At 53.0% G+C, this 21,510-nt stretch carries 23 protein-coding genes; 15 read left to right on the top strand and 8 right to left on the bottom strand.

Features of this window, described 5'->3' with window-relative positions:
- Positions 1–45: 45 nt before the first annotated feature.
- From DDY07_RS03855 to DDY07_RS03810, 10 genes are all read left to right on the top strand, one after another.
- Positions 46–570 carry a hypothetical protein gene (locus DDY07_RS03855; protein WP_101051888.1) on the top strand — a complete coding sequence of 175 codons (525 nt, stop codon included), beginning with the start codon at positions 46–48 and terminating at the stop codon, positions 568–570.
- Between the two features lie 358 nt (positions 571–928).
- Positions 929–1,411 (top strand): MSMEG_0572/Sll0783 family nitrogen starvation response protein, encoded by a 483-nt coding sequence (locus DDY07_RS03850; RefSeq protein WP_101051887.1) that lies wholly within the window; start codon positions 929–931, stop codon positions 1,409–1,411.
- A 155-nt stretch (positions 1,412–1,566) separates the two neighbouring features.
- Positions 1,567–2,562 carry a Nit6803 family nitrilase gene (locus DDY07_RS03845; RefSeq protein WP_171694872.1) on the top strand — a complete coding sequence of 332 codons (996 nt, stop codon included), beginning with the start codon at positions 1,567–1,569 and terminating at the stop codon, positions 2,560–2,562.
- Positions 2,540–3,652 (top strand): MSMEG_0568 family radical SAM protein, encoded by a 1,113-nt coding sequence (locus DDY07_RS03840; RefSeq protein ID WP_171694871.1) that lies wholly within the window; start codon positions 2,540–2,542, stop codon positions 3,650–3,652. The genes DDY07_RS03845 and DDY07_RS03840 overlap by 23 nt, the downstream gene beginning before the upstream one ends.
- 1 nt (position 3,653) lies before the next feature.
- Positions 3,654–4,196, top strand: coding sequence for an MSMEG_0567/Sll0786 family nitrogen starvation N-acetyltransferase (locus DDY07_RS03835; RefSeq protein WP_171694870.1), 543 nt, complete (start codon positions 3,654–3,656; stop codon positions 4,194–4,196).
- Positions 4,193–5,266: a sll0787 family AIR synthase-like protein gene (locus DDY07_RS03830; protein ID WP_171694869.1), complete on the top strand. Its 1,074-nt coding sequence runs from the start codon at positions 4,193–4,195 to the stop codon at positions 5,264–5,266. Before DDY07_RS03835 ends, DDY07_RS03830 begins: the two co-directional genes overlap by 4 nt.
- Positions 5,267–5,268: 2 nt before the next feature.
- A complete protein-coding gene (locus DDY07_RS03825) occupies positions 5,269–6,444 on the top strand; it encodes an MSMEG_0565 family glycosyltransferase (RefSeq protein WP_171694868.1) in 1,176 nt (391 codons plus the stop codon).
- Positions 6,437–6,724 (top strand): MSMEG_0570 family nitrogen starvation response protein, encoded by a 288-nt coding sequence (locus tag DDY07_RS03820; protein ID WP_171694867.1) that lies wholly within the window; start codon positions 6,437–6,439, stop codon positions 6,722–6,724. Before DDY07_RS03825 ends, DDY07_RS03820 begins: the two co-directional genes overlap by 8 nt.
- 34 nt (positions 6,725–6,758) lie before the next feature.
- Positions 6,759–8,030 (top strand): MSMEG_0569 family flavin-dependent oxidoreductase, encoded by a 1,272-nt coding sequence (locus tag DDY07_RS03815; RefSeq protein ID WP_171694866.1) that lies wholly within the window; start codon positions 6,759–6,761, stop codon positions 8,028–8,030.
- Positions 8,031–8,147: 117 nt separating this feature from the next.
- A complete protein-coding gene (locus DDY07_RS03810; RefSeq protein WP_171694865.1) occupies positions 8,148–9,581 on the top strand; it encodes a PLP-dependent aminotransferase family protein in 1,434 nt (477 codons plus the stop codon).
- Between the two features lie 118 nt (positions 9,582–9,699).
- Here the strand turns inward: DDY07_RS03810 and DDY07_RS03805 are convergent, their stop codons facing one another.
- The 6 genes from DDY07_RS03805 to DDY07_RS03780 all read right to left on the bottom strand — a co-directional run bounded on the left by DDY07_RS03805 (position 9,700) and on the right by DDY07_RS03780 (position 15,097).
- A complete protein-coding gene (locus tag DDY07_RS03805; protein ID WP_171694864.1) occupies positions 9,700–10,374 on the bottom strand; it encodes a hypothetical protein in 675 nt (224 codons plus the stop codon).
- Positions 10,375–10,388: 14 nt separating this feature from the next.
- Entirely contained in the window at positions 10,389–10,943 is a 555-nt protein-coding gene (locus DDY07_RS03800; protein ID WP_171694863.1) for a cyclin-dependent kinase inhibitor 3 family protein, read from the bottom strand.
- Positions 10,944–10,979: 36 nt separating this feature from the next.
- On the bottom strand, positions 10,980–12,041 hold the full coding sequence (gene rlmN, locus DDY07_RS03795) for a 23S rRNA (adenine(2503)-C(2))-methyltransferase RlmN (RefSeq protein ID WP_253734399.1): 1,062 nt from the start codon (positions 12,039–12,041) through the stop codon (positions 10,980–10,982).
- A gap of 66 nt (positions 12,042–12,107) precedes the next feature.
- On the bottom strand, positions 12,108–12,803 hold the full coding sequence (locus DDY07_RS03790; protein ID WP_253734398.1) for a copper resistance protein B: 696 nt from the start codon (positions 12,801–12,803) through the stop codon (positions 12,108–12,110).
- The gene (locus DDY07_RS03785; protein ID WP_367650849.1) at positions 12,790–14,442 is read right to left on the bottom strand and encodes a copper resistance system multicopper oxidase; all 1,653 of its coding nucleotides are present in this window, start codon (positions 14,440–14,442) and stop codon (positions 12,790–12,792) included. Before DDY07_RS03785 ends, DDY07_RS03790 begins: the two co-directional genes overlap by 14 nt.
- A 247-nt stretch (positions 14,443–14,689) precedes the next feature.
- A complete protein-coding gene (locus tag DDY07_RS03780; RefSeq protein ID WP_240348278.1) occupies positions 14,690–15,097 on the bottom strand; it encodes a DUF2750 domain-containing protein in 408 nt (135 codons plus the stop codon).
- A gap of 254 nt (positions 15,098–15,351) precedes the next feature.
- Between DDY07_RS03780 and DDY07_RS03775 the strand changes: the two genes are divergently transcribed.
- Positions 15,352–15,615, top strand: a complete 264-nt coding sequence (locus tag DDY07_RS03775; RefSeq protein WP_033156691.1) for an RNA-binding protein — start codon at positions 15,352–15,354, stop codon at positions 15,613–15,615.
- Positions 15,608–15,841 (top strand): VF530 family DNA-binding protein, encoded by a 234-nt coding sequence (locus tag DDY07_RS03770; protein WP_171694861.1) that lies wholly within the window; start codon positions 15,608–15,610, stop codon positions 15,839–15,841. Before DDY07_RS03775 ends, DDY07_RS03770 begins: the two co-directional genes overlap by 8 nt.
- A gap of 217 nt (positions 15,842–16,058) precedes the next feature.
- Here DDY07_RS03770 and DDY07_RS03765 read toward each other — a convergent pair whose 3' ends face one another.
- Together DDY07_RS03765 and DDY07_RS03760 are read right to left on the bottom strand one after the other, a co-directional pair.
- Positions 16,059–16,868, bottom strand: coding sequence for a hypothetical protein (locus DDY07_RS03765; protein WP_171694860.1), 810 nt, complete (start codon positions 16,866–16,868; stop codon positions 16,059–16,061).
- Between the two features lie 296 nt (positions 16,869–17,164).
- Positions 17,165–18,067: a MerR family transcriptional regulator gene (locus tag DDY07_RS03760; protein ID WP_101051880.1), complete on the bottom strand. Its 903-nt coding sequence runs from the start codon at positions 18,065–18,067 to the stop codon at positions 17,165–17,167.
- Positions 18,068–18,158: 91 nt separating this feature from the next.
- Here DDY07_RS03760 and DDY07_RS03755 point away from each other — a divergent pair, with 91 nt between their 5' ends.
- The 3 genes from DDY07_RS03755 to hflC are packed head-to-tail and all read left to right on the top strand — an operon-like array spanning position 18,159 to position 21,495.
- On the top strand, positions 18,159–19,418 hold the full coding sequence (locus DDY07_RS03755) for an RNA polymerase sigma factor RpoD/SigA (protein WP_171694859.1): 1,260 nt from the start codon (positions 18,159–18,161) through the stop codon (positions 19,416–19,418).
- A 50-nt stretch (positions 19,419–19,468) separates the two neighbouring features.
- Entirely contained in the window at positions 19,469–20,632 is a 1,164-nt protein-coding gene (gene hflK, locus DDY07_RS03750; protein WP_171694858.1) for an FtsH protease activity modulator HflK, read from the top strand.
- Positions 20,629–21,495, top strand: a complete 867-nt coding sequence (hflC, locus tag DDY07_RS03745; protein WP_033156700.1) for a protease modulator HflC — start codon at positions 20,629–20,631, stop codon at positions 21,493–21,495. The genes hflK and hflC overlap by 4 nt, the downstream gene beginning before the upstream one ends.
- The last annotated feature ends 15 nt before the right edge of the window (positions 21,496–21,510 follow it).

The following is a 21,510-nucleotide window of genomic DNA, read 5'->3' as shown; positions in this document are numbered from 1 at the left end:
AGTCCCCTTCTACCAAAACGCCAAAATGCTACGGATACTAAAACCATGAACGACTCAAGAACCCGCTTGGACAGAATCAATACCCGGATTAGAAACAACCCGCTGCTGTCATTGTTGATTGCAGTCAGCACGCTGGTTATTGGCCTTTCGACGTTTACCAACGCCACCCGGAATCTAATAGATCTGTTAAGCGGCGCAGAACAGCGGCCGGCAATCAACGGATTATGGCAAGCCCAAGTCAGCTATGACTGGCCGAACGCTAATTATCAAGAGCGATTCGATTTCGCCGGTAGCGATACGCAGCTATATGGCAGCGCTACATTTACCGGCAGCCCAAACGGCATTTTAGAAGGCGAGATCGCCGGAGGCACCTTGCGTTTTATCACCAAAACCCCGGAATCGCTGGGATCAGGTCCCACACAACAGGCTATCCATCGGTATCAAGGCAAAATGGCCGGCGATGAAATTAAATTTGTGATGCAAACTGAAGGCGGTTATTCGACGCACGTGCCTGTTGAGTTTACCGCGAAGAGAACCGGCAATCCGGCGCTTCAGCCGTCAGCTAACTGATATTTGCGCAGAACAGCAAAGTGACAGGCTTCGCGCCGCTGCCCCTGGCGGCATTTCCAAGTAGACAGCACGATCCGGTGTTTGCGATCTAAAAATATGATCTGAGTTGATTGGCTCGCTCGCAAATTGAATGATTTGGCGAAATGCCACCATAACAGTTATGCGCTTTTTCAAGCCATACAGATTTCATTTCACTAAATCTGTACTTAAAAATTAGGCAATAAACTGAATCTGTTTGGCTTTTTCCTAGCTTAGTAAAGTATTCACCGTCGACCAGGCAACGCTGGCGGCCAGAAATACGTCCCTGTATCCATCCCGCCGATACAGGGCATTTTTTACTAACATCCAGGAGAACTTCATGCCCGCAGTCACCGCACCAGCACATCAAAAAGGCGATTGTTTTGTCGATTTCGAAGAAAAAGTATTTGAAGACGTCAAAGCCGAGCCAGGCCAGAAAGCCTTGGTCAAATTCCATACCGTCGCCTTTGAAGGATCGATCGGCTTCGTCAATCTGCTGCAAGCCACCCGTTTGCAACGCAAAGGCTTCGAAACCTCCATCCTGCTATATGGTCCGGGCGTGACATTGGGTTTGCAACGCGGTTTTCCGCGCCTGGGTGACGAATCATTTCCCGGCCATCAAAACTACGCCAATCAGCTTGCCAAATTCATCGAAGAAGGCGGCAAAGTCTATGCCTGCCGCTTTGCCTTGCAAGCCCTGTATGGTCATGGCGAACCCAGCCTGTTGCCGGGCATCCGTCCGATCAGCCCACTAGATGTGTTAGACATCGTGTTACTGCACCAGCGCGACAACGCCTTCATCCTGGATACCTGGACTTTATAAACCGTAACGCCGAACCCTTCATCGAGAGGGCGTCGTAAAAACCAAAATGTAGGTTGGGTTAGCGTAGCGTAACCCAACAAAATCAAATTGTTGGGCTTCATTGCATTCAGCCCAACCTACGTTTTGAGCTTGTTGATCATCCACAGGAGAAAAAAGTGACCAATCCCAACATCGTCAGAGCGGCGGCGGTACAGATTGCGCCGGTGTTCGAATCCGCCACCGCCACCGGCGACAAGGTTTGCCAAGCCATCAGCGACGCCGCCGCGAAAGGCGCACAAATCGTGGTGTTCCCGGAAACCTTCGTGCCTTATTACCCCTACTTTTCCTTCGTGATGCCGCCGGTCACCCAGGGCCGAGAACACTTGAAGCTTTACGATTACGCGCCGACGGTACCTGGCCCGATTACCGACGCGGTCGCGGCGCAAGCCAAGGCGCATGGCATTGTGGTGGTGTTGGGCATCAACGAGCGTGACCACGGCAGCTTATATAACACGCAACTGATTTTCGATGAAACCGGCCGCCTGGCGCTGAAACGCCGCAAGATCACGCCGACCTATCACGAGCGCATGATCTGGGGCCAGGGCGATGCATCGGGCTTAAAAGTCGTAGAAACCGGCATCGGCCGCATCGGCGCGCTGGCCTGTTGGGAACATTACAATCCGCTGGCCCGCTATGCCTTGATGGCCCAGCACGAACAAATCCATTGCAGCCAGTTTCCGGGCTCCCTGGTTGGGCCTATTTTTGCCGAGCAAATTGAAGTGACGATACGCCATCACGCATTGGAATCGGGCTGCTTTGTCGTTAACGCCACAGGCTGGCTTAGTGACGAGCAAATTGACTCAGTGACCACCGACCCTGGCCTGCAAAAAGCCGTACGCGGCGGTTGCTGTACCGCCATCATTTCGCCGGAAGGCCAGCACGTCGTCGAACCGTTACGGGAAGGCGAAGGCATGCTGATCGCCGATCTGGATATGAATTTAATCACCAAACGTAAACGAATGATGGATTCGGTCGGCCATTACGCCCGGCCTGAACTACTTAGTTTGCGCATCGACTACAGGCCGGCGGCACCGATGTTCAGCGACCTGCCAGCCGTTTCGTCTCAACCCATCCAAGAGAGCGACCACGATGACGCTATCAACACACACTAAAGTCGGCGTGGCAGAGCTGATCGCCGATCTGCAATCCTTAGGCTTACGCCTGGAAGACAGCGATGTTGGCGTAACCAGCCGCCGTGGCGGTGCCGGGCCTTCCGATCACAAAGCTATTAACTTGGCCGGCCGAACCGTGATGATACCGATCGCCACCGTGTCGGCTTGCGAATCGCCGTTCATCGCCAGTCGGCCCGACACACACGGCATCAGCGAGATTCGCCGCGATGGCGTTGTGGTCAGCCAGGTTCAATTCCCGCGCCAACCACGTTTTTATGATTTGCAAACGGCCGACGGCATTCCCTATTCGCAGATCGCTACCCTGCATTCGGCGGATGTGCTGGCGACCACGCTGCTGCAATCCTGCATCCGTTACGGCAACCGCAAAACTTCCTGCCAGTTCTGCGCCATCGGTCAGTCTCTGGCGGCGGGCAAAACTATCTTGCGTAAAACGCCTGAACAATTGGCCGAGGTCGCGAAAGCCGCGGTCGAACTGGATCAGGTCAAACACATGGTGATGACCACCGGCACGCCGAATCTCAGCGATAGAGGCGCGGCATTGCTCTGCGAAAGTGCCGAAGCCGTTAAGGCGGTCGTCGATCTGCCGATTCAAGGCCAATGCGAGCCGCCGGATAACGACCTCTGGTTCGAGCGCATGAAGGCCGTCGGCATAGACAGTTTGGGCATGCATCTGGAAGCGGTCATGCCGGAAGTGCGTGCCCGCATCATGCCCGGCAAGGCTAGTGTTTCCTTGGAGCGTTACATGGATGCCTTCGACGCCGCGGTTGCGGTGTTCGGCCGTGGCCAGGTCAGTACCTACATCCTGGCGGGCCTGGGCGACACGCCGGAAGCGATTCTGTCGGTCTCCGAGCATTTGATCGCCAAAGGCGTTTACCCCTTCGTGGTGCCGTTCGTACCTATCAGTGGCACACCCTTGCAAAACCATCCGGCGCCGACAGCGGATTTTATGGCGCAAATCCTGCCGCCGTTGGGCGCGATGCTTAAGCAGGCGAACCTGCTGTCCCAAGACATGAAAGCCGGTTGCGCCAAATGCGCCGCATGCTCGGCACTCGCCAGTTATGAGGTGTGAGATGTGGAGCAACGACTTTAAACCGTTTTTTGCCAACACCTACCTGATCAAATTCGTCAGCGAGGATTGGGAGCATAAGCAAATGCGGGCGTTACGTCAGGCGGTGTTCTGTGAAGAACAAGGCATCTTTGCCGGCGACGATCTGGACGACATCGACTACATCGCCACCCCTATCGTCGCCATCGCCTGCGTCGCCGGGTTGCCGGACCGAGTCGTTGGCACCGTGCGTATTCATCAGGAGCAACCCGGCGTGTGGTGGGGCTCGAGATTGGCGGTGGATCAGGACTACCGCAAACAAGGCAGTCTCGGCGCGGCTTTAATCAAACTGGCGGTCACCAGCGCCCACGCCCAGGGTTGCACACGCTTTCTGGCGCAGGTGCAAAGCCGCAACCAATTGCTGTTCCGCCGGCTGCACTGGAAATCGTTACAGGAAATCACGGTGCATGGGCGGCCGCATTATCTGATGCAAGCTGATCTGGCTTGGTATCCGCCTTATGCCAACGGCGCTATCGGTTTTGTAACGACCAGTCGGATCGCGGCATGAGTTGGCTGGCCGATTTGAGCCTCGACATTCGCCAAGGTTTGGGATTGGCGCATAAGCGCGATATTGCCCAGGTGATGAAATACTTATCGCCGCATTCCGCTGAGAAGATTTATTGTTCCCACGGTCTCCGTGGGAACCTAGCCCCGGACGCTCCAGCGTCCCGAACCGCTGAGCGGTTCAGTCTGCGTTCCCACGCACAGCGTGGGAACGATGTACCGGTAGGCGACGACTGCGCCGCCATTCCGGATGGTGCCGGCTATTTATTGCTTGCTTGCGAAGGCTATCTGAATGACTTCGTCGCCAGCCAGCCCTGGTTTGCCGGCTACTGCGGCGTGATGGTCAACGTCAGCGACATTTATGCGATGGGCGGTCGGCCTATCGCCGCGGTCGATGCACTTTGGAGCGACGGTGAAAATCAAGCCAAGCCGATTCTGGAAGGCATGGCAACTGCCGCGCAAGTCTACGGCGTGCCAGTGGTTGGCGGCCACAGCAATCTGCGCAACGACCGCCCGCAATTATCGGTGGCCGTTCTGGGCCGCGCCAAGAAATTGCTCAGCAGTTTCGCCGCCAAACCGGAACAACAACTACTGGCAGCCATCGACTTACGCGGCCACTTTCGCGAGCCTTATTTGTGGTGGGATGCCAGCACCGGCGCGCCACCCGAACGCTTGCGCCAGGATTTGGAAATCCTGCCGACACTGGCCGAAACCGACCTATGCGCAGCCGCTAAGGACATCAGCAATGCCGGAGTAATCGGCACCTTGTTGATGCTGCTCGAATGTTCCGGTTTGGGCGGCGTGATCGATATTGACGCCATACCGCGTCCAGACAACATCGATTTGGCAAGATGGTTGCGCTGCTTTCCCAGCTACGGCTTCGTGTTGAGCGTCGATACGCATGACACCGGTACCGTGATCGATCTATTTAGCCAGCGCGGCATTGCTTGCGCGGCTATTGGCAAGACTGACGACAGCGGCCAACTCAGACTCAAAGCAGGCGACGAAGAACGACTGCTCTGGGATTTAAACAGCGAAGCCCTGATCGGCTGCGGTCCAAACCGGCAGGACTAGCCATGCCAAGACTACGAATTGCCATGCTGACCCATTCCGTTAACCCGCGCGGCGGCGTGGTACATGCCATGCAACTGGCGGAGGCCTTGCAGGATATAGGGCACGATGTGACCTTGATCGCCGCGGCGGAACCCGGCAAAAAATTCTTTCGCGCCGTACGCTGCCAGACACCCCTTATACCGCTAGCCGGATTGAGCGGCGATCTGGTCGCCACTGTGGGCCAGCGTATTCAGGCGTATATCGATTACTTCAGCCAATCCGACACCGAGACATTCGATATTTACCACGCCCAGGATGCCATCAGCGGTTGCGCGATGGCCGAACTTAGCGAACGCGGCATCATTAATGGCTTTGTCCGCACCGTGCATCATCTGGATAGTTTCGACGAGGCTTCATTGGCGAATTGGCAAAATCGCTCGTTTCTGGCGGCACAACAAGTCTTATGCGTTAGCCGTGAATGGCAGGAAAAATTGCACAAGCAGCATCGGCTTGCTGCCACCCAAGTCAATAACGGCGTCGATGTGCAACGCTATTCGCCAGCGCCGCAAGCCCATGATGACACCCTGCGCCAGTCGCTGGGCTTGACCCGTGGCGGGCCGATTTTCCTGGCAGTCGGCGGCATAGAGGCGCGCAAAAATACTTTACGCATCTTCGCCGCATTCCGACAAGTTTTGCAGCAGCGTCCCAATGCGCAGTTGATCATCGTCGGCGGCGCCAGCTTGTTGAATCACGATGAGTATCGCCAGCGATTCAATGACGCTGTTTCTGAAAGTGGCATTCAGGATGGCCCAGGCCAAGCTTTGATCATCACCGGCCCATTGCCCGATGCCGACATGCCGAGTTTGTTTCGTCTGGCTGACGCACTGGTGTTTCCATCGCTGACCGAAGGCTTTGGCCTGGTAGTGCTGGAGGCCATTATCTCCGGCACGCCGGCCATTGTTTCGCTACGGCCGCCGTTTATCGATTATTTGCAATATCAAGACTGCATATGGACCGACCCGGAAGATAGCACAGCGATCACAAACGCGATGCTGACGGCCGTCGATGATTTCCCCACGGATAGCCTGCCAACTATTGCTAGGCGTTTAAGCGAGCAATTTTCCTGGGGGCAGTCGGCCAATACTCACCTTGAAATTTACCGTTCACTCATCAACGCCAAAGGAACTCAACATGCCTGAAATGCGCTTCCGCGTCCGCTGGCCGGACCAAACCGAAAGCCTGTGTTATTCGCCGTCACTGGTAATTAAGGATTATTTCCAACCCGGACAAAGTTATCCCTTGCCGGCATTCGTCGAGTACAGCCGCGAAGCGCTGGAAATAGCCAGCGAACGGGTGCGGCAGAAATACGGTTACACCTGTTCCAGCGCGATGAGCCAACTGGCGGAAATCGAAGCCAAGGCCAGCCATTTTTTGGAAAGCGACAGCCCCATGGTCAGCGTGATCGAATTCATCGAATAAGCCAACACACCCCACTCAAATACACGAGGACGACATGAAAGAAAAATCAGAAAACACCCGCCTGCACTATGACACGATTATCGTCGGCGGCGGCCAGGCCGGTTTGTCCGTCAGTTACAATCTGCAAAAACACGGCATCGACCATATCATCTTCGAAAAAAACCGTATCGGCCATGCCTGGCGTAACGACCGCTGGGACAGTTTTTGTTTGGTCACCCCAAACTGGCAATGCCAACTGCCGGACTTTCCCTATCAGGGCGACGATCCGCAAGGCTTTATGCTGAAAGATGAAATCGTCGATTACATCGAAGCTTTCGCCAAAAAAGTGAATGCGCCCATTATGGAAGGTGTCACAGTGAATCGGGTCTGGCGCGGCGAGCAAGGCAAGTTGCATGTCAGCACCTCGGCCGGCGAGTTTTCCGCCGACCATGTCGTGGTAGCAACCGGCGGCTACGATATTCCTATCGTGCCCGACTATGCCCATAGCCTGCCCAAACACATCACCCAGATTCATTCCGTCAATTACCGCAATCCGGAGCAATTGCCGGAAGGTGAAGTGCTGGTGGTCGGCACCGGCCAATCCGGCGTGCAGTTAATGGAAGACTTGCATCTGGCCGGTCGCAAGGTACATCTGGCCGTTGGTAGCGCCCCGCGTTCGCCGCGCATGTATCGCGGCCGCGAAACCACGGAATGGTTGTTTGACCTGGGCTTTTATCAATTGACCATAGACCGCCATCCCCTGGGCGACGAAGCCAAGCATAAAACCAATCACTATTTGACCGGGCGCGGCGGCGGCCACGAAATCGATTTGCGTCAGTTTGCCTTGGAAGGCGTGAAACTTTACGGCAGCATGGCCAATATCGACGGCAGCCTATTGGAGTTTTTACCGGATTTGACCAAAAACCTGGACGATGCCGACGACATCTACGTCAACATCCGCAATGACATCGACCGTTACATCGCCGAGCATAATATCGATGCTCCGGTAGAACCGCCGTTCCGCAAAGTATGGGAACCCGAGTTCGATCCCACCCGCATCGACGCCGACGCCGAAAACATCACCAGCATCATCTGGGCCATTGGTTTTAGACCGAACTATCGCTGGATAGAGCTGCCGGCATTCGATGGCCGCGGCTTCCCGCAATACGATCGTGGAGTCAGCAACGTGGACGGTCTGTATTTTATCGGCTTGCCCTGGTTGCATACTTGGGGTTCCGGACGGTTCCTGGGGATTGCCGACGATGCTGAGTATTTGGCGGATGTGATTAAGAGCAAATTGGCGGTTAAGACAGTGGCTGAGCTTTAATAATTGGCCGTCAGTGCGGCAAGGCCAGCATAGAGTGGGCTTTATAATACGGCTTATTGATCGAACTTAAACGAGTGGATGCTCAGTGCAAATGCATGGCTTAACCTGGATAAAAACATGAAACACTTGTACGAAACCGTCGCGGATACGGTGATTGCGCATATCGAACAGGGTGTTTACAAGCCGGGCGAAAAGCTACCCGGTGTCAGGAAGTTGAGTCAGCAATTGCATGTCAGCATCTCAACCGCACTGGAAGCCTATCGGATGTTGGAAGACAGCGGCAGGATTCAGGCGCGCTCGCGTTCCGGTTACTATGTCAGCAGCTTTCGCCGGCAGGCGATTGTGGAACCGCAAGTTTCCGATGCGCCGGTGACGCCAGCCAAGGTCACCGGCCAATCGCTGACCCGGCAAATCCTCCGCGCCGCCAAGGACCCGTATCAGATCAACCTGGGTTCGTCGGTACCGCACGCCGATTTCTTACCCACTCATGCGCTGCAACAAGCGACCGGCAAGGTGGCGCGCAGCTTTGGTAAACGCTGTTTCGACGCCGACGAATTGCTGGGTAGTCAGGAACTACGCCGGCAAATCGCCAAGCGCATGGTGGAACTGCAATGCGCCGATAGCCCGGACGACATTGTGGTGACCCACGGCGCGCGCGAAGCGGTCAGGCTGGCGTTAATGGCTATTTGCGAACCCGGCGACTTGATCGCCATCGAATCGCCCACCTTTTACGGCTTATTGCAAGTCATCGAATCCTGCGGCATGGAAGCGCTGGAGATTCCTACGCATCCGCGCGACGGTTTGTCGCTGGATGCGCTGCAAATGGCCATCGAGCAATGGCCGATCAAAGCCTGTTTGCTTGTCTCCAATTACAACAATCCGCTCGGTTCCTGTATGAGCGACGAGCGCAAGCAAGCCTTGGTGGCTCTGCTGGAAAAACATCAGATTCCATTGGTCGAGGACGACGTCTACGGCGACCTGGGCTTTGGCTTGCGCCGACCTTCGGTTTGCAAAGCCTGGAGCCGAAACGGCCAGGTGTTGTATTGCAACTCCTTTGCCAAGACCCTGTCGCCAGGCTTGCGCGTGGGCTGGCTGGTGCCGGGCCGCTATATGGCGAGGGTGGAAAACCTGAAATACATGCAGCATCAGGCCGTGCCGACCTTGAATCAGTTGATCGTCGCGCAGATGCTGGAACAAGGCGGTTACGACCGCTACCTGCGGCATGTGCGCCAGGACTATGCCCGCAACGTGGCGTTGGCGGTGAACGCGGTCAGCCTGTTATTCCCGGAAGGCACGCGAGTAACCCAGCCCGAAGGCGGCTTTGCCTTGTGGGTGGAACTGCCGGCCGGCGTCGATGCCATGGCACTGCACCGCCGGGCCAGCCAGGAAAATATCATCATCGCTCCCGGCCCCTTATTCTCGGCCACGCAAAAGAAATACGGCAATTTCATTCGCTTGAGTTGCGCCGTGCCTTGGAACGACAGGGTAGAAAAGGCGTTGAAGAAGTTGGGCGATATTGCCGGGGATTTGCTGGCACAAAATCCCCAGTGACTGCAGTTAATTTGATAACGTGGGTATAGTTGTCTTAGCTAATGAAATTGGATGTTGACCGCGACCGGCGGGTTTTTGCCGCTCGTAACCAATCCATTAGCGCTGCCGCACAAACAGACTAGCGCCCAGCCATATTGGCTTTGCGTGCAATCATTTTGTCAGCCAATGCCAGGGTACCGCCACTGTCAAGAATGACTTGGCGGATTTTCTCGTCCGGAATCCGTAACACCACGTTTATGGCCTGTTTGATGTCGTCAGCACTCATCTCGGAAAAGAGTTTGACGGCGTGCGGGTTATCGGTATCGCGGCGCAACAGCTCCAGTTCGTCGACGCGGGTACCGAATGCTTTGCCTTTCGGATCGCCCTGAGCCCGAAAGGCCAGTGCGCCGCCCACATCCAATGTCAGCACTTTGCCACCGGCAACACCTTGGTTATCGCCATTGTAGCCGGCAGCGTCCCAGTTGGCGGTCCAGGCGTGCACACCGAACCAGTACCGAGCCTGTTTGCGTTCGCTGTCGTTCAGATGGGCGACGCATTTTTTGGTGAGTTCGACCCATTCTGTCGCCACCTGGTCCGCCGCAATTGTTCTCACATAGGTCAAAGTGGGCGCTCCAGCCAGTTGATAGAGCTCGGCTGCGATCAGCTCATTGCGCGCATGCGCCGCAGATTCCAGTGTTTTCACGTAGTAGCGTCGGCCGTTACCGTCCTGAAAAATGCCTGCTGGATTGCTACCCAATTGCCCGCCTATCCGTTGCAGGGTGGTGGTATCAATAGTCGCAGTATCGGCACACATCGTTATGCGCCGGCTTAAGAGATGGGTTTAGTGCGACGCACCAGCGCCAGTTGTGCCGGTGTTTCGATGGCCCCCTTACGCACGTGCCGAACGGCATTGATCGCTTCTTCGGCGTCCATGCCCAGTTCCACCAACAGCCGCGCCGCGATCATGCCCGCCCGACCCAAGCCGCCTTTGCAATGTACCAGCACATCTTGGCCGCTACGCAAAATCTCTCGGATCTCATGCCCTTGCGTGACCCACTGCTGTTCGAAAGCCAGAGTAGGCACGGAAAAATCGGCAATCGGCAAATGGCGCCATTCGATGCCGCGTCGGCGAATTTCATGCCCGAGCTGCGGCACCTTGAGGGCTTTAAGCTCTGCGGGTTCGACGAGTGTCAACACCAGTTTTGCCCCCCAGGCAGCGATGGCATCCAAATCGATACCGAGGTCGCGCTCCCAGGCCCCCGTGTAAGCAAAGTGATCGTGCTTGCCGGGGCAGAAAGTAATGCCGATCCGTCCATGCGCAGGACTCGCACGTAGTTCTGCGATCTGCAGCGGATGTGTGTGGCTGGTCCGTACAGCTGTCATATTGTCATCCTGCCGGAATATTGAAGGGAGGAGTTTTTAATTTTTAGAATTGAGTTGTCCGCATGCCGCTAATACATCATCACCTTTAGTGCCTCTTATTAAGGTCGGGATTCTAAAGGTATCTAAAATTGCCTTAAAATTTTCGACTTCAATCAGATCAGGACTCTCGTAACGTGAGCCAGGGAAAGCATTAAATGGAATTAAGTTTATATAAGCCCTTTTGCCTTGCAGTAACGCGCCCAATTTTTTAGCATCATCCGCAGTATCGTTTAAACCTTTTATCAGAATATACTCATAAGTAATAAATTGTTTCTTTTGCAAAGGTATGGCGTCAATATAGGTTAATACTTCAGCGAGCGGATATTTTTTATTAATCGGAATAAGTTCATTCCTTTTTTCAGTGAACGGTGAATGCAGCGATAAGGCCAAGTTCACGCCGGGCACTTCCTGGAGCCATCTTTTCAGTCCGGGAATATAACCGGCCGTTGAAATCGTAATCTTTTGCACGCCAATTGACGTACCACGTTGCGATAAAAAAATTTCACAGGCTTTTTTAACGGCGTCAAAGTTATGTAAAGGTTCGCCTTGCCCCATAAAAACAATATTTAAAATCCGCTCTTCTCCTGGCCTGTTGCTTGCCAACCAACGCCAAGCCTGCAGAAATTGTCCAACCATTTCACTGGTAGTCAAATTCCGCTTAAGCCCTTGTTCTCCGGTAAAACAAAAAGAGCAATTCATGGCGCAGCCAACCTGCGAGGACAGACAAATAGAATATTTGTTGTTAAACGGAATAAGGACAGTTTCGACTTTGTGCTGGTCCTTGAGCTTAAACAGAAATTTTACTGTTCGATCTTTTGACGACTCTTGCACGGTATCGATTTCCGGCAAGGAAAAATCGAAATGTTTTTCAAAAAAAGCCAATGAGGATTTTGAAATATTATCTCGGCATTGCATGCTTTCTTTTTTCTTATAATGCCAATTAAATAGAATACCTGCTACCGATTGATTTAAATCATTCTGCTTTATAACGGCTTCTAAATCAGCATAATTTAAATCGTAAAAAGATTGTTTCAAAACTTCTCCTGGCAATGCCGACATTTTACCTATCCCTGCAGGCTTGAAAATTGGGTATTATTTTCCGAATCTACGCAGATCCGCAATGCCTCAATACCACACCCGCACCCCGACGACACCTCGTAGACTGTGTTGGTGCTCGCGGAGTGATTCTTCCTCGACATAGTCCATACCCACATAAGGCGCAAATTCGCGTGCGATCTCGTAACGCAAGCGAAAGCCGGCTTCAAACTCGGTAATGCCGGCCTTGACGCCGCGATTTTTTATATCTTCTGCAGCGACATTCACTTCCACCCGCGGTTGCAGAATCAGGCGTTGGGTCAACAGCATTTCGTAACCTAGCGTCAAACGCCCCAGCACGTTGCCTTTCTCGTTAATGAACATCGCACTGTCCACTTCAATAAAATACGGCGCCAGCCCTTGAAAGCCGATCACCGCATCAAACGTGCGCTCCGGTTCTATCGCCCGCCGCGCACCGATTTGAAAGTCCCAAAACGTATCAATATTTCGGCTATACAGCACTTGCAAGTCGGCGCGGCCAAAGATGTTTTGATCGGCGGAATAATCGCCTTCTGATTTCAACCACAGTTTATTTTCGTCGGTGCCGGTCCAGTTTTGCACGTCCCATTTGAACAGATGCAAGTCTTGATTACCTTCGTATTCCAATCTGTCGGCCTTGAAATGATTAAAAATCATCGAGCTATCGTGCGCAGTAGCAACGGAACAGAATAAGGCCAAGCAAAGCCAGGCATTGCGAGCACTGAACAGGGCTTTAACGATGTTCATGCTCAGCCCTTTCCACGATCAATTTACGAAACATGCCGGTATCCATGTGATACAGCAGATGACAGTGAAAGGCCCACTCGCCTTCCGCATCTGCCGGCACATCGACGCTCACCGTCTGACCGGGCTTGACGTTGATCACATGTTTTTTCGGGTTGTACATGCCATTCCCATTGTCCAGGTACTGCCACAGGCCGTGGATATGGATGGGATGGTTCATCATGGTTTCGTTGACATAGGTAAAGCGAATCCGCTCGCCGAATTTGACCCGAATCGGCTCCGCATCCGCAAACTTGGTGTCGTCGAACGACCAGATATAGCGCTGCATATTGCCGGTTAGCCTGAGTTTGATTTCCCGATCCGGCGGCCCCATTAGCGCATGGTTGGGTTGCGCGGCGATTAACTGGCTATAGCTCAACGGTTTGGCGGTATCGCTGGCATCAGCCACTGGCATGACGTGGCCGGCATGTAGATTTGACTGCGCCTCGGCAGTGGCATGCTGATGGCCGCTGTGCTCCATCATGGTGGAATCTTGTGTAAGCGAGTGCTCTGCGTGCGAGTGCGCAACTTCCGCAGCGACCGCTGGTTCATCCGGCACTTCATGAGCAGAGTGGCCGGCATGCTCGCCACCCATGTCCGCCAAGGTCAACAAAGTCATGGGTCGCATTTTGGGCAGTTCAGCATGTAGATCCGCGCGTGGCGTCAGCGTCGCGCTGGCATAACCGCTACGATCCATCGCCTCGGCAAAAATACTGTAAGCCTGTTCGGTTTGCGGCTCCACCAACACATCGTAGGTTTCCGCGACCGCTATCCGAAACTCCTCCACATCAACCGGCTCGACGGGTTGCCCGTCGGCGGCAATCACCGTCATTTTCAGACCCGGCAGACGCACATCAAAATGCGTCATTGCCGAAGCATTGATAAAGCGCAAACGCACTGTTTCGCCAGGCTTGAACAGATAGTGCGGTTTCGCTTCCGCGGTTTGGCCATTGATCAAAAACCGGTAATTGGCGCCGGTCACGTCGGCCAGATCGGTAGGCTCCATACGCATTTCACCCCAGGCCAGCCGATCACTAACGGTCTCCCAAAAACCCAAGCGCTGAATATCGGCGAAGAAATCGCCCACTGTGCGCTGCTGAAAATTGTAATAGTCACTTTGCTTTTTTAAGCGCGCCATGGTCCGCTGCGGATCGACACGCGGCCAGTCGGACAGCATGACCACGTAATCGCGATCTACCGTTTGCTGCTCCTGTTGCGGGGCGATGATCAGCGCGCCGAACAAGCCCTGTTGCTCCTGCATGCCGGAATGGCCGTGATACCAGTAGGTGCCGCTTTGCTTGACTTTAAACTGGTAGGTAAAAGTCTGGCCGGGCTCAATGCCGTCGAAACTGATGCCCGGCACACCGTCCATTTGGTAAGGCAGAATAATGCCGTGCCAGTGTATGGAAGTAGGTTCCGCAAGTAGATTAGTGACTTGCAAGGTCACGTCCTCGCCTTCTCGCCAATGCAAGGTGGGCGCCGGCAAGGCAGCATCCACCAGCACGGCCTGCTGGGTTTCGCCGATTAGATTGATCGAGTTTTCCGAAACCGACAAACGATAAACATCGGCCTGCGTCAGGCTGGGTAGCAAATTTGCCAGCACCAGCCATGCAAAAGCATATCTATCGACCCGCCCCTTAAATTTCCTGCGCTCCTCATGTCCTGGACGGCCGGAATCGATTGCTTTAAGGACCGGATTAATAAGGTGGGAAAATACCCAATAACGCATAACACCTCTAAAAACCGGTTAACAGGTGTTTACTCTAACATTTTTAAAAGAATCGATACTTCTGAGCGGCAACACTGGGATTACGGACGCCGAAAATTCAGTCGGCCGCGCGATTACGGACTTAGTCGTCCAGCACAAAATCGCGCGAATCGCGCATACCTTCCAGAAAACTAAACAAGCGTTGCGGACTGATCAGACAGCCGGCCGCCGCTTTTCGGGGCATGATTTCTACTAATACGCCCTGTGCGGTCAGCTTGTTCAAGATTTGGTACATGAAAAAATCCAGCGTTTCCGCCACGCCTATCATGTTTTCCCATTCGCCGACCGCCGCCTCGTCGGCGTAACGCCGGTACGGCCAGACCGGCAAGGTTTCGTGGCCGTCCACCACCCGCAAGATCCATTGCCGGCTTTCTTTCAAGCCCCAGACTTCGTCCATTTCGACGATGCGATACATAAAATATTCCAACAGATCTTCGTCGCTCATGGATTGAGCCGCATCATATTCTTCTTGGTAGGGTTCGTAGCGCATAGTAAAGATCCGGAAATGGAAAACCACTTTGCAGCAATAATCGCACCACGCTAATCGGCCACCATTTAGCCCGCCAAACTCGGCGAATTGTCGGGTTTGCGCACAAATAAGCCCTATCGCCGCGCGTTGACTAAGCGATTGATTGTCGCGTAAACGACAAAACCTCAAGCAATTGCCGCACAGGGCGTATTTAGCAAAAAGCCAAATCCGATAAGTTGTATAGTTGCGGGCCTTTAGCATAAACAAGTAAACCCATGAAATTACTGATACGCAATCTTCCCCGCACCACCACCGAAGCCGAATTGCGGGCCATGTTCGCGGCACACGGCAGCGTGCAGTCCTGTTCGCTGGTGATGGACAAAGACACCCACAGCTCGAAAGGCTTTGGATTTGTAGAGATGCCCAAAGCCGGCGAAGCCAAGGCCGCCATCAAAACCCTGAATGGTCTGGAAATGGACGGCAACCGGATTCGCGTGAAGAAGGCCGAAACCAACGCTGGCGAAGCTGCCGATGACTAAACCCGGCAAGCAAGATCCGTTGCATGGCATCACGCTGGAAACGCTGCTGACCCGTTTGGTAGAAAAATATGGCTGGGCGGAATTGGCCAGCCGCATCGACATCAACTGCTTTGCCAAAGACCCCAGTATTAGCTCCAGTCTGAAGTTTTTGCGTAAAACGCCGTGGGCGAGGCAAAAGGTTGAGTCGCTTTATTTGCAGAGTTCGTGGACAAAAACTCAAGATTAGCGCGCTATTGCGGATGCGGCCTTATTGGCCCAGGGCAACTAGACGTGCAAGTCTTTGTGGTTAAAAACGATTGCCGGCGACGCGACCATACTGATGGACCGGGAAACCTGGAAAGTATCCGGCTGTCTGCTGGTCAATGCCAGAACAATCAGAGCAACAATGGCAATGAGGATCAGACTAGGTTCATCATGACGAAACGCTCCGGCTGCTAAAAATGCTAACGCGGACTCTCGGCAACGCCATCATCGCGAATAGCAGTCTGTAAATCGATCATGCTCTGCTGACTCACCCGGATTACGCCCCGATACGGCCGGTCCAAATCCAGAATAATGAACACCATGACCACAATCAACCAGACCATGATGTAAGTGACGAACGATGTGCGATGTCCGGCCAGACCGTTGGTATAACCCACCAATGCTCCGCTCATGACAAAGGTGACGTACAACAGGGCCAGCACCAACTCGGGTACATGCCGCTTCACCTCGGCATCGCGTTTGCCAAAATTATCGATCAAATCGTTTAAGGCGGGGATAAACAAACCGGTGGTCACCGGATTGGGTGCCTGCTCATTCGCTTGCCGGGCGTAATCCCAAAGCTTCGCTTGCATGCGTCCGGCCTCCGCGATCAGCGCTTCCCTCTGCCCACGCTGAGTGAGATCGACAGTGCCGGTTCTTACCCGCAAATCCAGGTAGTTGCGTATTAAGCTGCTGACTTCTGCACTGACCGACTTCGGCAATAATTGCGCGCGCAAATAAGCCGTACCGATAGCATTGGCTTCGTCAACCACCGCCTCGCTGCGACTATCGTAGCGCTGTAAGGACAAGGAGAAGGTAAACCCCAGCAGCAATGCCAGAATGCCAAGTAAAGACCCGGAGATCGAATTGACATGGGCTTTGAAATTATCATCCACCTTAGGGTTAATTTTTAAACCCAAGCGATAACCCAGTTCGATAGTGAGCGCCATGGATAACAGCAACACACAGGCGATCAGTAAACTATCGATGTCGTAAGTAATCTCGTTCATGATTTTAATTGGCGAAAGCAACTGACAGGAAATTTGGGCAAACTTGCCGTGGCTTGATTATGGAGGACAGGTGAAAATTTGTCATTCCGGTATATGCCGGAAGCGCAAAGTCCTTCAGCTATTAATTCGGCCTTGTTTAACACGGGTACACCATTGGGGCTGAGTCTGTCGACGCCTGATCTGGCATGTCTTTCGACAAGGCTCTCCTTAGCGCAGCCGAAGGACTCAGAGATTAAGGCCCAAGCCAAGCTCGGTAAGCAGCCTCGCGAGTCCGCTGCCTGAGTTTAACCTATCATTCAGTTGGACAACTGCTGTTGCTGGGCCTTGGCGTTGAAATGATCAATATCGGTAATCAACTCGCAGTGGCTTAAATCATTTTGCAATTGCGTGTAATAAAAATAAGCGCCGCTGCCGCCCAACCATACTTGGGTGGGCTCACTGCTGACCGAATCTATGATCAGCTGTAATTCGTCAAGGGTCACTTGCTCCGGCGGCGTCTTGACCAAGCCCATGACTATGACGTCCGGCTTCAAATGCTGACAAGCCTCGATAATATCTTTGGCTGGCAGATCGGCACCCAAGTAGTAACAGTTGTATCCCTGGTTGGCGGCAATCAGGCAGCTCACCAATATGCCAAACTCGTGCGGATCGCCGCTCGGCGTGGCGAACAGCATGCCCGGATTGTTTTTCGAGTGGTGGTGCAAATTGTTCACCATGCTCAACACTATCCGCTTGATACAGCTGGAAAACATGTGTTCCTGGGCGATGTTCAACTTTCCGTCATGCCAAAGTTCGCCCACTGTTTGCAAGGCAGGCAACAAAATGTCTCTGGCGTAGTCCAAGGGCTCGGCGGCAATCAGAGCCTTCTTCAACAACTGTTCGCAGCGTTCGATTCTGTATTGTTTCAACGAGTCGATGATCTGCGCTAACAAAGGCGACTGTTCTTTCGCCGGTTGTACGCTGACTTGCTTCTGGAAGTCTTGTAGTTGCTGGTTGTCCAGGGTCGCCAGCTTACCGATGGGATGGCCCTTTCGGGTCAGATTGACCAATAGCGTCAATTTTTCCAAATCCTGTTGCGAATAGAAACGCCGCCCCGTGCTGTTCCGCGCCGGCATGATGCAGGCGTAGCGACGTTCCCAGGCTCTTAGTGTTTCCGCTGTTAATCCGGTTAAGGAGGTAATCGCTTTAATTGAGTACATTGTTCAACTTTTGTATAGAAAATACTTTGACAAACATTCTACATTCTAGTAAGTTATTTGCCAACAACTTAAATAACCAAGTGAATTGATTATGTCCAACTTAGCCGCATTGCCAATTGATAGCGAGATGGATTCGATAACAGAATCCCAACCCAACTCACTTGCCGTTCAAGTTGAACAGGCCAGGCAGAATCTGTTAGCGTTATTGCTTGAGAACAAGCAAACCAACGCTTTGATAATTAACAGGTTCTTGCATGATCTTGATTCGGGAGTGGACTCCTCGGATCTGATCTTAGCCAAGAACTCGGAAGACTATAAAAGGCTACTGCAATTACTGGTCAATACCGAGACAGCCAACAGATCCCATCAGCTTGCCTGGGGTGAGAATAACGGACAGGGCAAAGTTGTACAAGCCGAGAATGTTGTACAACTTATGGGTTCGGAGTTTGCCCAGCAATCCCTGATCGCCCGCTCAGTGAATCGCTTGTTGTACAGCCTGCACTTGTTACCGGTATTTTTGTTGGACAGTGCGGCGCAAGCAGAGAGCATATTGACCACGGACACCGAAGACGGCGCAGATTTCAAAAAACGCTTGGGCAAAGCCAAACGGGAATTAAGAAGCTTGCGCCAGGAAATGATCTCCGCCAACACCGGCTTGGTGGCGTTCGTGGCGCACAAGTACAAAACCAGTAACCTGAGCTTTGAAGATTTGATGCAGGAAGGCCTGGTCGGGCTCATTAAAGCAGTAGACAGATTCGATCCGGATCGCGGCATCTGCTTTTCCACTTACGCCATTTATTGGATCAGACAGGCCATATCCCGTCTGATTGTCAAACAAGAAAAAATTGTGCGACTTCCGGTGGCTTTGGCCGAAAAAGCCGCCACCGTATTCGAAGCTATGCGTAGTTGCTACCTTAGATATGAGCGCTGGCCGAGCATCGCAGAATTAAAACTGGCTTGCGATTTATCCGAGCAAGAGATTAAAACCATCAGCAGCTACTATCAAGCCACGCATTCTTTGGATGCGTCTATAGGAGATGATGACGATAACCTGGAATTGATGGCAAAAATGCAGCAGCATCAATTCAGTCTGCCACTCGATGAACTAATTGATCAGGATCTGGCTCAATATGTCGACAAAGCAGTTGCTTCGTTACCTGAAAAACAGGCGGCGATTTTAACAATGCGTTTCGGTCTGCGCGATCACACGGAAATGACCTTGCAGGCAGTAGCGGATCAGCTGCATGTTACTCGGGAGAGAGTTAGGCAAATTCAAAATGAAGCTTTAAAAAAACTGAAACAACAATTTGGCTTTGACCTTATGCTATTTCTCGAACCCAAGGACGGCTAACAATAACAATCATTGACCCAGGTCAGGCTAACACTACAAGAGGAGTGATTATGTCATCAGAAAAACAAAACACCAGTAAGCAAACGCCGCAGTCCGACTGGAAGTTGGAATTGGATAAGCAGTGGAAGCACGTCTCTACCAAAGCGGGCGACTTCTTCAACGATCATAAGAGTATGTTTTCGTTAACCAACATCGCCGCCGCCGTGGGTGGCACGTTGACCGTCGTCTGGCTGGCCAGCGGCGTTTACATCGTGGACCAAGGCAATCGAGGCGTGGTAAGCCGCTTTGGCGCTTACACGGAAACCACCCTACCCGGCCCACACTGGCATATTCCCGCGCCCATCGAAAGCGTCGCCAATGTCAACGTAGAGCAGCAACGGTTTATCGAAGTGGGCTACACCGACGCCAGCCGGGTGAACAAATCATCTGTGATTCCACAGGAATCGCTAATGCTGACCGCGGACGAAAACATCATTACCGTGCGTCTGGCTGTGCAGTATCAAATCAATAACGCCCGAGACTACTTGTTCAATGTCAAAAACAACGAAAACACGTTGAAACAACTGACTGAAAGCGTGGAGCGGGCGGTGATTGGCCGCAACAATATGGACTTCGTGTTAACCGAAGGCCGTAGCCAGATCGTCGCCGAGATCAAAGAACAAATCCAGGAAGCGATGGATGCTTACAAAGCCGGCATCAGCATCGCCAGTGTCAACTTGCAGGATGCACAACCACCCGAAGAAGTGCAAGGCGCCTTTGAAGACGCGATTCGGGCCAGGGAAGATAAACAACGCTTGATAAACGAAGCCGAAGCCTACAGCAACGAAGTAATTCCTAAAGCACGCGGCGCGGCATCACGGATTATTCAGGAAGCGGAAGCTTACGAAGCCGAGAAAGTCGCCAAAGCCAAAGGTGAAACCGAACGGTTCGATCAATTGCTGGTGGAATACGAAAAAAGCCCCGCCATCACCCGCAAGCGTTTGTACCTGGAAGCCAAAGAAAAGCTGTACAGCAGCACCAATAAAATCATGCTGAACGAAGACCAATCCAGCCCGATGATGTATATGCCCTTGCCGCAAACCATTACTCAACATGCGCAGCCCGCTGCCAGCCATACGGAACCGGAAGTTAGCGCAGAACCGCACAACGGCGACAAAAACGCCGTTCGCAAATCAACCGGCAACGAATTACGTCCTAGCAGGAGCAAACCATGAGCAGCAAAACCACCCAAGTTTTAATTCCGGCCGGTTTAACCCTGTGCGTACTGGCCTATATGTCGGTTTTTTATGTCAAAGAAAACGAAAAAGCCATTCTGTTTCGCCTCGGGGAAATGGTCACCTCCGACTACACCCCCGGGCTACATTTCAAGACCCCCATCATCAATAACGTCAGTACATTTGATGCGCGTGTGCTGACCTTGGATGCCAAATCCGAGCGTTTTCTTACCTCCGAGAAGAAGAACGTTATTGTTGACTCATTCGTCAAATGGCGAATCGGTGATGTGGGTCTCTTTTACACCACGGTCGGCGGCGACGAGTTTCAAGCCAATCTGCGCCTGGACCAAATCATGAAAGACGCCATGCGTAGCGAGTTCGGCGTGCGGACCATCAAGCAATTGATCTCCGAAGACCGAAACGAACTAAGGCAAACCTTACTGGCTAAATTAGCGCCGGCCGCCGAAAAGTTCGGCATTGAATTGATCGACATCCGCGTTAAACGCATCGATCTGCCGCCGGAAGTCAGCAGCTCGGTGTACCAACGGATGCGTGCCGAACGCGAGCGGGTCGCCAGAGAATTCCGTTCGCAAGGTGCCGAAAGCGCCGAACAAATCAGCGCGGAAGCCGATAAGCAAAAACACGTGATAGTTGCCAATGCCCAGCGCGATGCGGAAAGCATTCGCGGTCGCGGTGATGCGCAATCAGCGGAAATTTACGCGAAAAGCTACGGTAAAAACCCCGAGTTTTATGCGTTCTACCGTAGCTTGCAGGCATACCAAACCTCATTTGAAAAAACTCAGGATACTTTGGTGTTAAAACCAAACTCCGACTTTTTCAAATACTTCTCCAGCGAAAAGTAAGTTAGGAGACAGCTA

Source organism: Methylomonas sp. ZR1, from assembly GCF_013141865.1.
Lineage (GTDB): Bacteria > Pseudomonadota > Gammaproteobacteria > Methylococcales > Methylomonadaceae > Methylomonas.
Note: the sequence above shows the minus strand (reverse complement) of the source record. Positions and strands in the feature narration are given on the sequence as shown.